A 13,978-nucleotide genomic window follows, 5' to 3' on the forward strand; every position below is an offset into this window, starting at 1 on the left:
GGCGCGCGCCCTTCCGCGCACGCGGGAGCCGTTGGCCCCCGTCCACCCGGCCGGTGCCGTGATACCCGTTCCGCTCCGCGCGCGCGGCTTCTAGGGTCGGTCCTCGGACCCCCGTCGCCCCGCGGACGCGGGTCCGAAGACGGACCCTCGGGTCGTCTCCCACGCATGACCGGGGTTCGGACTCCTGAGGGGGATCATGCACATCCACTGCGACCGCTGCGGCTTCGAGCGCGACTACACCGGGGCGATGAACCAGGACGGCGTCCCGTGCGCCGTCTGCGTCCACGGCCGGATGCGCAACGGCGTCCCGGCGCGCGGCTTCACCGTCGTCCAGGGCGTCCCCGTCCCGCGCGACATGCAGGTCCCGTACGTCCCGTTCGGGACGGGCGAGATGGACGACCCGACGAGCTTCCACTACTTCGCCGCCGGGAACGGCCGGGCGTACGAGGCGTTCGTCCGTGCCAACAGCTGCTACGTGGGCCGGATGACCAACCTCTGGATGCCCGAACCGGGGCGCTTCGCCTGGCTGTCCCCGTACACCGGCAACATGCACAACCGGGCGCACTTCACCCAGCTCGTGATCGCCCGCGTCGCCCGGGCCAAGTTCACCGACAACGGCGGGAGGTTCCCGCGGCTGATCGAGCCGTTCGTCGGTTCCGGGCAGGTCTTCCTCAACGCCACCGCCTTCGGCCCCGGCCTCAACGACGGTATGCGGCTGTTCCGTTCGGTCGTCGCCGGCGACCTCAACCCGTACGTGCTCGGCGCCTACCGGGCGCTGGTGGAGCACGGCGGCGACTTCGTCAGGGAGTACGGCGAGCGCGCGGCCCGGTGGGACGAGGCGCCGGCGGACACCTACCGCCGCCTGCTGGACCACCTGGAGGCCAACGGCCGGCGGGAGATCGCCGAGACCGACGCCTACCCGGTCTCCGCCCGGCGGTCCGTCAGCGCCTACATCTGGCTGGTCAACCGCTGCACCCGCGGGACCAAGCTCTCCGAAGGCGGCGGCGTGCAGGGCACGTTCAACCCTGAGGCGGGCCGGCGCCTCGCCGCCATCCGCGCCCGCGAGACGGCCACGCTCACCGCGATCGCCGAACTCTGCGGCACCGCCGGCATCGAGGACTTCGCCTGCCGCGACTTCCGGACGACGTGCGACCTCGCCGGCCGTGAGGACGTCGTCTTCCTGGACTGCCCGTTCCCCAAGTTCAGCAACTCCGTCCCGCCCGGCTTCCTGGCCAGCCCCGAGACCTTCGGCTCCCAGTCCGCCGCCACCTACGGCACCGGGAACGACGGAGCCGCGTTCCAGACCAGCATCGTCGCCGCCGTCCGCGAACTCGTCGAGCGCGGCACGACCGTCCTGGTCTGCAACTTCGCCAACCCCGGCCTCGTGCAGGCCTACGCGAGACTCCTCGGCCGCCTCCCGGACGGCGCCGAGGCCCGCCACTACACGTACACCTACCGCTCGCCCACCACGACCAGCGAGGCCTACCAGCTGACCCTCCTGCCGGGCCGCGGCAACCCGGCGGTCGCGCTGAGCCCGCAGCGGATCCTGGCCGACTGGGTGCGCGCCGGCGGCGACGACGCGCTGAACGAGGAGTTCTTCCGGGACACCGGCGTCTTCGCCATGGAGGAGGACGAGGACGACGTCCGCCACGCCCGGCGCGAGCAGCTCCGCCAGGAGGCCCAGACCGAGTACGTGGTGAGCGGCGACGAGGACGAGTCCTTCGACGACGTCTGACGGGCTCTGACGGGCTCTGACGGATTCGTGACGGACTCCTGACGGGCGTCGGGACACCGGCCGGACCGCCGGCCGGTGTCCCGTACGCGGAGCAGCGACGACGCACGGCCGCCCCGCCCCGCCACGGCTCTGGACAGGGCCGCCGGAGTCGGTCAGTCTTCACCACCATGACCCTCCCGCTCCCGCCCCACGGCCCCGGCCGCCGCCCCGGCGACGCGCGCTCCGCGCTCTTCGAGGCGCTCACCGCGGTCGGCGACGAGACCGTCGCCCTGCTCGCCGGCTGCCGCGGCGACACCCCGATACCCGGTGCCGAGTGGACGGTCGCCGAGGCCGCCGCCCACCTCGCGATGGCCAACGAGCTGATGGCCGCCCTGGCCGCCGGCGAGGAACGCCCTTACGGGGACGGCACCCCGGGCTCGCTGGCCGCGGCGAACGAGGCCTCGCTGGCCGCCCGCCCGGAGCGGGACCCGGACCTGCTCGGCGCACAGATCGCCCGGTGGGCACGGGAGTTCACGGCGGCGGCCGGCCCCCGCGCCGGCACCGAGCCGGTGCGGACCCCGCTCGGCCCGATGGACCTGGACACCCTCGGCGCCTACCTGCTGACCCACATGCTCGGCCACCTCTACGACATCGCCGTCGCCCTCGGGCGGCCGCACCCGATCGACCGGCACCGGGTCGAGCTGGCCCTGCCGTTCCTGCGCACCGCCATGCCCCGGGTCACGGACGCCCGCACCGCGGCCGGTCACAACGCCTGCTACCGGCTGCGGATCCGCGGCCTGCGCGGATTCGCGGTGACCTTCACCGACGGCGCGGCCGTGGTCACCCAGGAGCCGCCGCGCCGGCCGGACTGCACGATCCTCACCGAGCCGGTCGCCTTCCTCCTGATCGCCCTCGGCCGTTACACCGCCACCGCCGCCCTCACCCGCGGCAAGGTCCTCGCCTGGGGCCGCCGCCCCTGGCTGGCCCCAGCCTTCCCCCGCCTCTTCGCAGCCCCCTGACGGCGGTCGCCCCCTGACGGCGGCCGCCCGCTGACGGCGGCCGCCCGCTGACGGCGGCCGCCCGCTGACGGCGGTCGCCCCCTGACGGCGGCCGCCCGCTGACCGCGCGGCTTCGGCATCACGCTACGGAGGTTGTCCCCACCCCGGATCCGGGTGCCGTCGCCATGCCCGTCGGCCCCGGGCGGGAGAAGGATCGGAGCACTGACACACCGGCCATGGGGGCCCGGACACGGTGCTGGAGGACAGGGTGACAGGTACGGGGATCCACGCGCGGGCGGTTCGGACGAGGGAAGGACACCGGAGAGTCGGAGCCACCGGGCCGTCGGCACTCCCGCTGCTCCCGTTGCGGGCGCTGCTCCCGCTACTCGGGTTGCTGGCGGCGCTCCTGGCGCTCCTGGCACCCACAGCCGTCGCTGCACCGTCCGCGGCCCCGGCGGCCCCGGCGGTCGCGGCAGCCGGGGCGGGTGATCCGGCGCGGTCGGAGGTCTCGTTCGCGAGCGCCGACGGCACCGTGCTGCACGGGGTCGTGCTGGCCCCGCCCGCACCCTCCGGCACCGGTGGGCCGGGCCTCGTGATGGTCGGCGGAGCCGGCCCCGGTACGGTGACCGACCTGGAGGACCCCGCGGCGGCGTACGCGCGGCGCGGCGTCACGACGCTGGTCTACGACAAGCGCACCGCCGGCTACTCGACCACCCGCCGGGACTACGGGAAGCTCGCGGACGACGCCCTCGCCGCCGTCGCGGCGCTGCGCTCCCGTCCGGGCGTCCAGCCGTCCCGGGTCGGTCTCTGGGGGCTCTCGGAGGGGGCCTGGGTGGCGGCGCTGGCTGGATCGGCGGCCACCGTGGGCGCGCTCGGCTACCTGCTGTTCCTGGCGGTCACCGCCGCACAGTTCACCGAGCCGGTGCTGCTCGGCCGCCCCGTCGTCTGGGCGGCCCTGCAGCTGTGCGCCGTCTTCGCCGTCGGCGCGTCCGGCCTCGCCGCGGTCGGTGGCCTGCGCGGGCACCGCGCCCTGTCGTCCGGCTGTCGGGCCCGGCTCGGCCTGCTCCTGCTGTCCAGCGCGGTGTTCGTCCCGTGGGCGGGCTACTGGGGGCTCCTGCTGCCCTGAGGTGCAGGAGTCCGGCCGGCGGGTCGGCTCGCGGGACGAGGCCCCGGCCTCCGTCGCCGGGGCCGCGTCCCGCTCACTGCAGGATGTTGATCGCGCGGGCGATCACCAGGGTGGCCACGATCAGGGAGGTCGCGGCCTCCACCATCATCAGCAGTTTGGCCCACGGCTTGATCGCGGAGACGTCGGTCGGGCTGAACGCGGTCGCCGTCCAGAACGACAGCGACAGGTAGTCGACGAAGCGCGGCACCCAGTCGGCCGGCGCGTGGCCCGTGTGCTGCATCTCGGGGAACACGAACGCCGGTTTCGTCGAGGGCCGGTGGGCGCGGGCGGCGGCGCCGCCGCGGTCCAGATCCCAGTACCAGAGCGCGAAGGCGATCACGTTGGTCGCCCAGGTCACGCCGCCGGTGGCCAGCAGGCCGGTGGCGTTGTTGGCGAACAGCTTGTTGTTGGTCAGGATGTCGGAGACCAGGTGGACCCCGGCGTACAGGTTCGAGCCGGTGACGAAGGCGATCATGGTCTCGGTGACCACCCGCAGCCAGACCTTCTGACGGTCGATCCTCCCCGGGTCGCCGACGATCAGTGTCACCAGCAGGGTGAACATGACCACCGGGACCACCCAGACGGGGTCCAGCCGGTACGTCGTGGGCAGGGCCACATGGAGGAGCGCGGTGGCGGTGACGGCCGACGCCACCGGCCACCAGTGCTCGCCGCGCTCGGCGGCCTGACCGGGTGCCACCGGCGGCGGACCGGCCGGGTCGGGGCTTGCTCGCATGCCTCATTCTGACCTCGCCGCCCCGTCGGTGCCGCGCGGTGCGCCGCCCGACACGCCACGCGGGATCCCCGGGATGGCCCCCGGCGCCGGCGTTCCCCGGGCGCGCGGGTCCGGTCCGCCTCAGCGCCCCTCAGCCACAGCCTTAGTCACCGCCGCCACTGTTGGTGTTCCGTCTGATGCTCCGCCGCCGGTTCCGGCCGACCAGGCGCACCAACTCGCCAGCGGCGAGGGTCACGGTCGCCACGGTCCGGACCCACGGCGGCCCGCCGCGCTCCGCCCACACCACGCACACGCACCCGCCGACGGCGAGTACCAGGGCGCCCACCAGTACGAGACTGATCATGTTTCTTCCCGTCTCCGTCGTGTCGGTCGACACGGCTCCGCCGATCGTCTCAGCCCGCCCCGTGCAGGCCAAGCCCGACCTCGCGAAACGCCGCCGGCCGGGAGCTCCGCTACTGCCGTGCCTCCGCCGCCGCCCGCAGGAGGTCCGCGAAGGCCGCCGCCGCGGGCGGTGGGCGCTGCCCGCGCCGGGTGGCCGTGTAGACGTGCCGGACGGGCGTGTCGTCGGGGTGGAGGGGGACGAGGGCGAGGTCGGCGCGGGCGGCCCGGGCGGCGAGGGAGGGGATCAGCGTCGGGCCCAGCCCGGCGGCGACCAGGCCGAGTTTGGCGGTCCAGGCGGCGACGGCGTACTCGATCCGGGGCTGGAAGCCGCTGCGCAGGCACGCCGCGAGGAGGGTGGACTCGGCGTGACGGCTGGCGGCGATCCAGGACTCGTCGGCGAGTTCGACCAGGCGCAGGCGCCGTCGGCGGGCGAGGCGGTGGCCCCGGGGGAGTGCGACCAGTACGGGATCCGCCAGCAGCGGTTGCAGCTCGAACCGTTCGCGGTCGTAGGCGTCCTCCGCGTACGAGGCGACGACCGCGAGGTCGATCGTGCCGGTGCCGAGCAGGTCGAGCAGGTGCGCCGAAAGGCCTTCGGTGAGGCTGATCGCCACCTGCGGGTGCGCGGTGCGGAACGCGGCCAGGGCGCCGGGGACGAGGGCCGCGTTGGCGCTGTCGAAGGCGCCCACCCGGAGTCGTCCGGCGGTGAGTTCGGTGAGCGCGGCCAGGTCCCGCCGGGTGCTGTCGAGGCGGTCCAACAGGGCTTCGGCGTGCGGCAGCAGGGCGTGGCCGTGTTCGGTGAGCCGTACGCCGCGGGGCAGGCGGTCGAACAGCGGAGTGCCCAACTCGGCTTCCAGGGTGGCGATCTGGCGGGAGATCGCGGACTGGGTGAAGCCCAGCCGCTCACCGGCGGCGGTGAAGGAGCCGAGGTGTGCGACGGTGCGGAAGACGTCCAGCCAAGCCATGTCCATCCAGCATGGGTACCATGCGAGACATTCGTTTGTCGCCTGGGTGGTGACTGCCTAGCGTGGTGGCCATGAAGAAGATCGCTTTTCTGGGGCTGGGCCGGATGGGCCTGCCGATGGCCCGCCGACTCGCCGCCGCCGGAAACCCGTTGACCGTCTGGAACCGTTCCCCCGGCCGTGCCGACGGCCTCGTCGAGGCCGCCACGCCCGCAGCGGCGGTGCGGGGCGCGGACGTCGTCGTCACCATGCTGTCCGACCCGCAGGCCGTCGCCGACGTGGCCGGGCGGTTCGTGCCGGAGCTGGCGCCGGGCACGTTGTGGATCGACATGTCCTCGATCGGCCCGGACGCCACCGCCGGGCTGCGTGCAGGACTCCCCGACGGCGTCGGACTGGTGGACGCGCCGGTGGTCGGCAGCGTGGGCCCGGCGGCGACGGGCGACCTGGTGGTGTTCGCGGGCGGCACGGACGCCGACCTCGACGTCGCGCAGCCCGTCCTGGAGCTGCTGGGACGGGTGCGGCGCTGCGGCGGGCCGGGGTCGGGCGCGGCGTTGAAGGTGGTGGTGATCGGCGCGATCGTCGCCTCGGTCACGGTCGTCGGCGAAGTCCTGGCGGTGGCCGAGGAGTTGGGCGTGCCGCAGGAGCTGGCGCAGGGGGTGCTGGCAGCCGGGCCGCTCGCGGGGGTGGTGGCCCGGGCGCTCAGCACGGACGCGGACTTCCCGGTCCGCCTGGCCGCCAAGGACCTCGCCCTGGCGGGCGGCGGTCCGGTCCTGTCGGCGGCCCGCGCGGTGCTCCTGGCGGACCCGTCGATCGCCGACCGGGACCTGTCCGCGGTGGTGGGCTCCCTCCGCCGCGGGTAGGCGGGAGGCCGGACGGGTGCGCCCGGTGAAGGGAGCCGCCGCCGCGTGCGCATCCGGGTACCGCCGTGCGGCCGTACGAGGTCCGGGCAGGGGCCCGGGACGGGCGGTCCGGTGTCGGCGCCGGTCAGCTCCAGGCGGCCCGCGCCCCGGCGACGGCGAGTACCGCGCAGACCGCCAGGTTCGTGACGGGGTAGGCGGTCAGGACGGCGGCGAACTCCCGCAGCGTCGCATTGGGCCAGTAGTAGGCCGCCGTGGGGGCGCTGGCGGCCTCGCCCCGCACCCCGGCACGGCGCGCGGTGATGGCGGCCCGCAGCGCGTGGAAGTCATTGGTGACGACGACGCAGCGGTAGCCGGGCCGGAGCCGTTCCATCATGGCCCGGCTGAACTCCAGATTCTCCCGGGTGTTCGTCGACGAGCGTTCCTGCACGATGCGTTCGCCCGGTACGCCGCGCGCCGTCAGGTACTCCGCCATCGCCTCGGCCTCCGAGAGCTGCTCGTCCGAGCCCTTGCCGCCGGAGACCAGGAGGACGGGCGTCCGCCCGCGCGCCGCCTGCGAGCGGACGAGGGCCAGGGCCCGGTCCAGCCGCGCCGCCAGCAGCGGCGGGACGGTGGATCCGTTCGTCAGCCCGGCCCCGAGCACGACCACGAAGTCGACCGGGCGGTGCGTCGCCACCCGCTGGTAGAGGAGCGCGTACCCGACGAAGCAGACGAGGAGGAACGACAGGTAGCCGGCCACCAGCAGGGCCGCGGTGGCCACGGCGCGGAAGGGGCCGTCCTCGGCGCGGGCGCACGCCACCAGGAGTCCGAGGGCCGCCAGGATCGCCGACCCGGCCAGGAGGGAGAGCAGGTTCGCCAGCCGGCCGCCTTCGGCGCGGACCATCCGGACACCGGTCGCCAGCAGGAGCCCGGAGACGACCACCGCGCTCAGCACCGCGCCGACGACGATGCCGCCCGTCACCGCCCGGGCCACCGGGCGGGGGAGGCGGTCGAGCTCGAGGGCCGCGCCGACCAGCAGGACCAGCGTGCACAGGCCCAGCAGGACTCCGTTCCCGAAACGGCGCTGGTCACCGCGGAAGCGTTGGACGAAGAGCAGCAGGAGCAGTACGGCCACGAGCCAGGAGAGGGAGAAGGGGAAGGCCGTCATGGTTCCTCGCAGTGTTCACGGTTCGAAGCACGGTTCCGGCGAGCGGGCTCGGACGGCGGGACCGGAGTCCACGCCGCCCGAGCCCGCTCACGCAGGGACGCCCCGGCGCACGCGGTGGCGGCCGGTCGGCGACGGCATGCTCCTGCCCCGGCCCCGCCGAGGCATGCGCCGGACGGTGCACCCTGCTACGTCTACCCCGGCACCGTCACCGCGGCACCCCTCGGCATCCGGCTCCGCACATGACCACCCGGACGGAACCCGGGCCCGAACGAGACCCTAGTCCTCCAGACTCATCTCGTAGTCCGAGCCCTCGTTCTGGCGTTCCTCCTCGGACGCGTCGTGTGCGTCCTGGTAGGCCCGGTCCGCGGCGGTGAGGACGCGCTGCCGCGGGACGAAGAACTCCTGCTGCGCCACGTCGTCGCCGCCGCAGGCCAGCCAGGCGGGCAGCAGGGTGGTGGGGACGCGGGTGACGTTGGCGTTCCCGAGGCCGGGGAGGATGGTCAGCTGGTACGCCTCGCTGGTGGTGCTGGGCGAACGGTAGGTGTAGGTGAAGTACTTGAGGTCCTCGGTCGCCACGCCGTTCTGGACCAGCTCGGAGTACGCCCGGATCAGGCCCGGGTTCGCGAAGTTGCAGAGGATGACGGTCGTGCCCTTCGCCACCAGGGCCGCCGCGGCCTCCAGGATGGCCTTCTGGAGCGCGGCGCCGTCGTCCCCGACCCCGTAGGTGTGCGCGGCCTGCGCGTGGAAGGTCTCCGGCGAGGGGTGGCCGAGCGGGGGCACCAGGGTGGTGAACGCCGGGAACGGGCAGTCCATCACGACGACGTCGGTCGGCTCCGCCTCCGCGCAGGTCAGCCGGAAGTCCTGCCACTCGACCGAGAAGTCGACGGCCAGCACCTGGGCGACCACCGCACCGAGCCGTGCCCGCTCCCGCTCGCGCAGCTCGTCGAGCTGGTCCTCGGAGAGGCCGCGGGGGGTGCCGACCAGGCCGCCGGTGTCGGTGAGCTTGGTGCCGTGCACGCAGCGGTTGACCAGCCAGATGTACTTGAAGACGGTCTTCAGCACGTGCGCGGGGTCCGCGTCGGGGTCGCGGAGCACCGCCTTGCCCTCGTGGAGGTCGGTGATCAGCTGGTGGTAGATCAGGGCCTGGTCGTTGCAGTCCCAGATCACCGCCTGCTTGACGTAGCGCGTGACGAAGGAGGAGCCGTACTGCTGCATCAGCCGGTACGCGACGACCACGTAGTGGTTGAGGTCGCCCGCCAGGACGGACCGGAACAGCGGTATGCCGTCGTTGATCGCCTGGCCCCAGCAGGAGGAGTTGAGGAAGATCTGCCCGGATCCGACGAACGGCTCGATCAGCCGGGGCAGCCGGCCCTTGTTGTCGGCGAACTTGGCGCGGGCGACGTGCGCGAGCACCAACTGCGTGAAGTGCGAGCGGTTGTGCTTGTTGCCGGTGTACGGCGACAGCCAGCCGAACTGGTTCGCCCGCGGCACCGAGAGGTTGGTGAGCCGGCCGACGTAGCAGGTGCGCTGGCGGACGAACTGGAGGAAGGACTGGCCCGCGACGCCGGAGAAGTAGTTGAAGTCGCCCGGCGTGCCCATCTGCCCGGTGAGGACCGGTTGGTAGGCGGGGACGGGGAGGTTGAACGGCTCGGCGTGGAAGGTGTCCGTCAGGCGGTAGCCGCGGTCCGGGTGCCCCCGACGCAGGTGGCCGGAGCCGCAGGCGCGGCACGGCTGGCCGTGCTGGTCCAGGGCGCCGGTGTGGCGGTGGATGTACCCGCAACGGTCACAGTGGTAGTACAAGGTGCCCCCTCGGGATCGAGCTGCCGGGCGGGAGCATGGCGGACCCGACTACACGGTCGATAAACGGTGGGGGTTCGGCGCAGGATCGGGCCCCGGCCGGTTCGGGGGGAGCCCTGGACCACTGGGCGCTGGACGGGCCCGGTGTCCGGGCCCCCGCTCTGCCTAGCCGTTCCTCGCCCAGGGGCGGAGCTTCTCCGGGTTGCGGACGACCCAGATCCGGGTCACCCGGTGGTGCGTGACGTCGAACGCCGCGACGGTGAGGACGGCGCCGGCGCGGTGGGCGACCAGGCCCGGCGCGCCGTTGACCGTCCGTTCGAGGAGTTCGAGGCCGGGGGCCCGGTCGGCGATGGCGACCATGTACCGGGCGATGCACGCGCCGCCCTCGATCGGGTGCAGGGCGGTGCCCACCATGCCGCCGCCGTCGGCGGTCATGACGGCGGCCGGGTCGAGGAGGTCGACGAGGGCCGGGATGTCCCTGCTCTCCCAGGCCGCCTTGACGCCCCGTACGACGTCGCCCGGTACCGCGTCGCCCCGCCCGGCCCCGGTGGGCCCGGCCGCGCCCGTGGTGCGGGTGGCGCCCGCCCGCCGCCTGGCGGAGGACGCCAGTTGCTTGCAGGCCGCCGGGGTTCGGTCGAGGACGGCGGCGATCTCGGCGAAGGGGTAGCGGAAGACGTCGTGCAGGACGAACGCCACCCGTTCGGCGGGTGTCATCGACTCCAGGACGACGAGGAAGGCCATGGCCACCGACTCGTCCAGGACCAGCTGCTCGGCGGGGTCGGCGGTCTGCCGGTGGTCCCACTCGCGGAGGTCGGGCAGCGGCTCGGGCAGCCAGGTGCCGACGTAGCGCTCCCGCCGGGCGCGCGCGGAGCCGAGGACGTCCAGGCAGATGCGGCCGGTCACCGTCGACAGCCAGGCGCCGGGGGAGCGGATCTCCTGCCGCCGGCTCCGCGGCAGGGCGTACCAGCGCGCGTAGGCGTCCTGGACGGCGTCCTCGGCCTCGGTGAGCGAGCCGAGCAGCCGGTAGGCGACGTTGATCAGTTGCCGCCGTTCGCCGGCGACCGGATCGGTGCCCGTCCCCGTCGTCCCCATGCCGGACCGCCTCCCCGCCTGACCTTTCGCAGGCCCGTCTCGTCGGACCGGTGAGACCTTACCGATCTCCCGCCCGCGGGCGGGAAGAGGGGACCGTGACATGGCCGTCCAGGCGACAGAACAGCGCAGCTTCCCGTTCCTGCGCTTCGCCGTCACCCTGCAGACCCTGACCATCTTCCTCCAGGCGGTGTCCGCGGGGCTGCTGCTCACCTCGTCCTACGGGGAGACGCTGCACGGCGTCGGCGCCCGGGTGATGTACGGGGCGTCGATGCTGTACGTGCTCGCGGCGGTGCTGGCCTGGAAGCCGGGCGGCGGCTCGCCGCGGCCCGTCTGGCAGGCGTCCGGGTTCCTGGCCCTGGCCTCCGTGCAGGTCGTGCTCGGGGTGGCGCACGTCCCGTCGGTGCACCTCCCGCTGGGCGTCCTGATGTTCGGCCTGAGCGTGCTGGCGCTGGCCCGGCGCTGAGCTCGGGGGAGCGGGCAGCCGCGGGGAGGAAAGGCGGGCGACGCCCCGCCCGGCGGCCTGCCGGCCCCGCCGATGCCGCATAGGATCACCGCACGGCACCCCCGCCCGGGTGAGCCGTCGAGCCCGCCGAGCCCGCCGAGCCCGTCGAGCCCGTCGATCCGTCGTGCTTGCCGAGCCCGTCGAGCCCACTGAGCCGTCGTGCCGCGGCGCGCCGCGGCGGGGGCGCGACCCCGGCCCCCGTGTCCGGCGCACGGCCGGAGGCCCCGTCGTCCGTCCACGCCCAAGAGAAGGGATCCGCCATGACCTACGCCGTGGATTTCACCACCGTGTCGACCGTCGGTCTGGAGTCGTCGCCCGTCGCGGAGGCTCTCGCCGGTCTGCGGGCGAACGAGGCCCGCTACTTCAAGACCAAGTACGACCACGTCTTCACGGTGGAGCCCGCGGCCGAGGCCGCGGACGTCGTCGAGTGGGTGCACCGGATCCTCCGGGAGGAGCGCGAGATCGTCATCGCGTCCACGCCCCTGGAGGCCACCGGGTTCGAGGTCGCGGGCATCCGGATGGCCTACGTCTTCTACGAGAGCGGCCTGTCGGTCAACGTGATGTACGCCCTCGACGACGGCGGGAAGCGCGCGGTCGGGTTCAAGCTCTCGGACGGGATGGAGGTCCCGGAGGAGCTCGCCTCCCGGTTCAAGTTCGCGCGCCAGAAGTCGAAGCTCGCCGGGACCATCCGCGGTTCCTTCTTCGTCATCAAGAACGAGCACTGAGGCCGGGGCCGGGCCCGGCCGGTGCGCCACCCGGCGCGGCCCGGCCGGCCCGGCCGGCCCACCCGTGCCGCTCTGACCCGAACATGGCGGCGCCGCGCGGGAGATGGGGTTAGCCTGTCGACATGGTTGCAAACTACAAAGAAGAAGTGGCCATGAACGACGCGGAGTTCATCAGCGCCCCCGCCCTGATCCTCCGCTCCCTCTCCCGCGACCCCGACCGGCCGGCCGTCACCACCGCCGACGGCGTCACGATCACCGCCGGCGAGTTCGCCGCCGCCACCTACCGCCTCGCGCAGGAACTGGTCGCCCGGGGCGTCACCCGGGGCGTCACCGTCTCGCTCCTCACGGGCAACACCCCCGAGGCGCTCAGCGCCCGGTACGCGGTCGGCATCGCGGGCGCCCGGACGGTCAACCTGTACGACGGCATGAGCGTGCCGGTCCTCGCCCGGATCGTCACCAGCGTCGACACCACCGTCCTCCTCGTGGACGCCGAACGGTACGCGGACGCGCCCGAGTTGCTCGCCCTCGTCGATGTGCCGACCGTCCTCACCCTGGGCCCGGGACCGGCGCCGACCGCCGGGGCCGCGACCGCCTCCACGTCGACCGCCGGGGCCGCGACCGCCACGGCCGTGATCGGCGAGGACGTGATCGCCGCCTCCGCCCGCCACCCCGCCGAGCCGCCGGCCGTACGGATCGGCCCGGACGACCACCTCGGCATCCGCCACACCGGAGGCACCACCGGCGTCCCGAAGGGCATCCTCAGCCTGCACGGCTCCTACCGCAGGGCCTTCGACGTCCCCTTCGGCCCGGAGGGCGACGAGCCCCGCCTCCTCGCGGCCACCTCCCTCGCCCACTTCGCCGGCGTGCTCTCCGACCTGACCCTGCACCACGGCGGAAGGGTGTTCATCCACCGCTCCTTCGACCCCGGCGAGGTGCTGGCCGCGGTCGAGCGCGAGCGCATCACCGACCTGTGGGTCCTGCCGCCGCTGCTCTACCGGCTGCTGGACCACCCGGCGATCGCCGGCACCGACCTGTCCAGCCTGCAGCGCGTCCTGTACGGCGGCTGCGCCTCCTCGCCGAGCCGGATCAGGGAGGCGCTCAAGGTGTTCGGGCCGATCCTGGCGAGCGGCTACGGGATGTCGGAGGCGCAGAACATCGCGGTGCTCGGCCCGCAGGAGCACGACCGGGTCGGGCACGGCGGTCAGATCTCCGTCGGCCGCCCGGTGCCGGGCGTCGAGGTGGTGATCCGCTCCGCCGACGGCGCCGAGCTGCCGACCGGTGAGCAGGGCGGGATCCACGTCCGCTCGCGCACCCTGATGGCGGGGTACTGGAAGCGGCCGGACCTCACCGCCGAGGTGCTGCGCGACGGCTGGCTGAACACCGGCGACATCGGCTACCTCGACCAGGACGGCTACCTCTACCTGGCCGACCGCCTCTCCGACAAGATCATCGTGGTCGGCGGGCACGTCTACCCCTCCGAGCTGGAGGACCTGCTCGTCACCCACCCGTCCATCGCCCAGTGCGCCGTCTTCGGCGTCCGCGACGCCCAGCAGGCCGAACACGTCCACGCCGCGGTCGTCCCCGCCGCCGGACGGCACCCGGAGCTGGCGGAGGTCAGCGCCTTCGTCACCGCCCACAAGGGCCGGATCTACGCCCCGGAGGCCCTGCACGTGGTGCCCGAGATCCCGCTCACCCCGGTGGGCAAACCCGACAGGAAGCGCCTGCGCGCCACCCTTCCGGTCTGAGTCCGTGCCGGGCGCCGACCGCGGCCCGTCGGCGCGGTGACGGGCACGGGCGTCCGCCGACGGCCGTCGGTCCGGCGACGGCGCTCCGCCGGGGACTGCCAGCGCCGTGACGGCGGGCGCCGGCGCCGTGACGGTGGCCGTCGGTGAGGTGACGGCGGGGCCC

At 74.1% G+C, this 13,978-nt stretch carries 13 protein-coding genes; 7 read left to right on the top strand and 6 right to left on the bottom strand.

The annotated features are described in order from the left end of the window. Positions 1-196: 196 nt before the first annotated feature. The 3 genes from ACFYUY_RS12690 to ACFYUY_RS12700 all read left to right on the top strand — a co-directional run bounded on the left by ACFYUY_RS12690 (position 197) and on the right by ACFYUY_RS12700 (position 3,838). On the top strand, positions 197-1,735 hold the full coding sequence (locus ACFYUY_RS12690) for a DNA adenine methylase (protein WP_360215811.1): 1,539 nt from the start codon (positions 197-199) through the stop codon (positions 1,733-1,735). A gap of 167 nt (positions 1,736-1,902) precedes the next feature. Next, positions 1,903-2,733, top strand: a complete 831-nt coding sequence (locus ACFYUY_RS12695) for a maleylpyruvate isomerase family mycothiol-dependent enzyme (protein WP_387900380.1) — start codon at positions 1,903-1,905, stop codon at positions 2,731-2,733. 370 nt (positions 2,734-3,103) lie between these two features. Beyond that, entirely contained in the window at positions 3,104-3,838 is a 735-nt protein-coding gene (locus ACFYUY_RS12700) for an alpha/beta hydrolase family protein (protein ID WP_387900382.1), read from the top strand. 73 nt (positions 3,839-3,911) lie between these two features. Here the strand turns inward: ACFYUY_RS12700 and ACFYUY_RS12705 are convergent, their stop codons facing one another. The 3 genes from ACFYUY_RS12705 to ACFYUY_RS12715 form a co-directional block, all read right to left on the bottom strand. Further along, positions 3,912-4,610 carry a hypothetical protein gene (locus ACFYUY_RS12705; RefSeq protein ID WP_387900384.1) on the bottom strand — a complete coding sequence of 233 codons (699 nt, stop codon included), beginning with the start codon at positions 4,608-4,610 and terminating at the stop codon, positions 3,912-3,914. Positions 4,611-4,752: 142 nt separating this feature from the next. Continuing rightward, positions 4,753-4,953 carry a hypothetical protein gene (locus tag ACFYUY_RS12710; RefSeq protein ID WP_360215799.1) on the bottom strand — a complete coding sequence of 67 codons (201 nt, stop codon included), beginning with the start codon at positions 4,951-4,953 and terminating at the stop codon, positions 4,753-4,755. A 109-nt stretch (positions 4,954-5,062) separates the two neighbouring features. Continuing rightward, positions 5,063-5,959, bottom strand: a complete 897-nt coding sequence (locus tag ACFYUY_RS12715; RefSeq protein WP_360215796.1) for a LysR substrate-binding domain-containing protein — start codon at positions 5,957-5,959, stop codon at positions 5,063-5,065. Between the two features lie 65 nt (positions 5,960-6,024). Between ACFYUY_RS12715 and ACFYUY_RS12720 the strand changes: the two genes are divergently transcribed. Beyond that, positions 6,025-6,810, top strand: coding sequence for an NAD(P)-dependent oxidoreductase (locus tag ACFYUY_RS12720; protein ID WP_387900386.1), 786 nt, complete (start codon positions 6,025-6,027; stop codon positions 6,808-6,810). Between the two features lie 124 nt (positions 6,811-6,934). On the opposite strand, the gene ACFYUY_RS12725 is transcribed toward ACFYUY_RS12720, so the two are convergent. The 3 genes from ACFYUY_RS12725 to sigJ form a co-directional block, all read right to left on the bottom strand. Continuing rightward, the gene (locus ACFYUY_RS12725) at positions 6,935-7,954 is read right to left on the bottom strand and encodes a YdcF family protein (protein WP_387900388.1); all 1,020 of its coding nucleotides are present in this window, start codon (positions 7,952-7,954) and stop codon (positions 6,935-6,937) included. 276 nt (positions 7,955-8,230) lie between these two features. Beyond that, on the bottom strand, positions 8,231-9,754 hold the full coding sequence (locus ACFYUY_RS12730) for a hypothetical protein (RefSeq protein ID WP_387900390.1): 1,524 nt from the start codon (positions 9,752-9,754) through the stop codon (positions 8,231-8,233). 162 nt (positions 9,755-9,916) lie between these two features. Continuing rightward, positions 9,917-10,843: an RNA polymerase sigma factor SigJ gene (gene sigJ, locus ACFYUY_RS12735; RefSeq protein ID WP_360215784.1), complete on the bottom strand. Its 927-nt coding sequence runs from the start codon at positions 10,841-10,843 to the stop codon at positions 9,917-9,919. A gap of 100 nt (positions 10,844-10,943) precedes the next feature. Between sigJ and ACFYUY_RS12740 the strand changes: the two genes are divergently transcribed. The 3 genes from ACFYUY_RS12740 (at position 10,944) to ACFYUY_RS12750 (ending at position 13,815) form a co-directional block, all read left to right on the top strand. Beyond that, a complete protein-coding gene (locus ACFYUY_RS12740) occupies positions 10,944-11,306 on the top strand; it encodes a hypothetical protein (RefSeq protein ID WP_360215781.1) in 363 nt (120 codons plus the stop codon). 299 nt (positions 11,307-11,605) lie between these two features. Then, on the top strand, positions 11,606-12,070 hold the full coding sequence (locus tag ACFYUY_RS12745; RefSeq protein WP_387900392.1) for a phage tail protein: 465 nt from the start codon (positions 11,606-11,608) through the stop codon (positions 12,068-12,070). A 122-nt stretch (positions 12,071-12,192) separates the two neighbouring features. Then, on the top strand, positions 12,193-13,815 hold the full coding sequence (locus tag ACFYUY_RS12750) for an AMP-binding protein (protein ID WP_387900394.1): 1,623 nt from the start codon (positions 12,193-12,195) through the stop codon (positions 13,813-13,815). Positions 13,816-13,978 lie beyond the last annotated feature (163 nt).

Origin of the sequence: Kitasatospora sp. NPDC004745 (genome assembly GCF_042873275.1) — a bacterium.
Taxonomy (GTDB): Bacteria; Actinomycetota; Actinomycetes; order Streptomycetales; family Streptomycetaceae; genus Kitasatospora.

Bases quoted from the DNA above. Each gene is read 5' to 3' on its own strand.
- ACFYUY_RS12690 (WP_360215811.1), top strand. From the start codon at position 197: ATGCACATCCACTGCGACCGCTGCGGCTTCGAGCGCGACTACACCGGG.
- ACFYUY_RS12695 (WP_387900380.1), top strand. From the start codon at position 1,903: ATGACCCTCCCGCTCCCGCCCCACGGCCCCGGCCGCCGCCCCGGCGAC.
- ACFYUY_RS12705 (WP_387900384.1), bottom strand. From the start codon at position 4,610: ATGCGAGCAAGCCCCGACCCGGCCGGTCCGCCGCCGGTGGCACCCGGT.
- ACFYUY_RS12710 (WP_360215799.1), bottom strand. From the start codon at position 4,953: ATGATCAGTCTCGTACTGGTGGGCGCCCTGGTACTCGCCGTCGGCGGG.
- ACFYUY_RS12715 (WP_360215796.1), bottom strand. From the start codon at position 5,959: ATGGACATGGCTTGGCTGGACGTCTTCCGCACCGTCGCACACCTCGGC.
- ACFYUY_RS12720 (WP_387900386.1), top strand. From the start codon at position 6,025: ATGAAGAAGATCGCTTTTCTGGGGCTGGGCCGGATGGGCCTGCCGATG.
- ACFYUY_RS12725 (WP_387900388.1), bottom strand. From the start codon at position 7,954: ATGACGGCCTTCCCCTTCTCCCTCTCCTGGCTCGTGGCCGTACTGCTC.
- sigJ (WP_360215784.1), bottom strand. From the start codon at position 10,843: ATGGGGACGACGGGGACGGGCACCGATCCGGTCGCCGGCGAACGGCGG.
- ACFYUY_RS12740 (WP_360215781.1), top strand. From the start codon at position 10,944: ATGGCCGTCCAGGCGACAGAACAGCGCAGCTTCCCGTTCCTGCGCTTC.
- ACFYUY_RS12745 (WP_387900392.1), top strand. From the start codon at position 11,606: ATGACCTACGCCGTGGATTTCACCACCGTGTCGACCGTCGGTCTGGAG.
- ACFYUY_RS12750 (WP_387900394.1), top strand. From the start codon at position 12,193: ATGGTTGCAAACTACAAAGAAGAAGTGGCCATGAACGACGCGGAGTTC.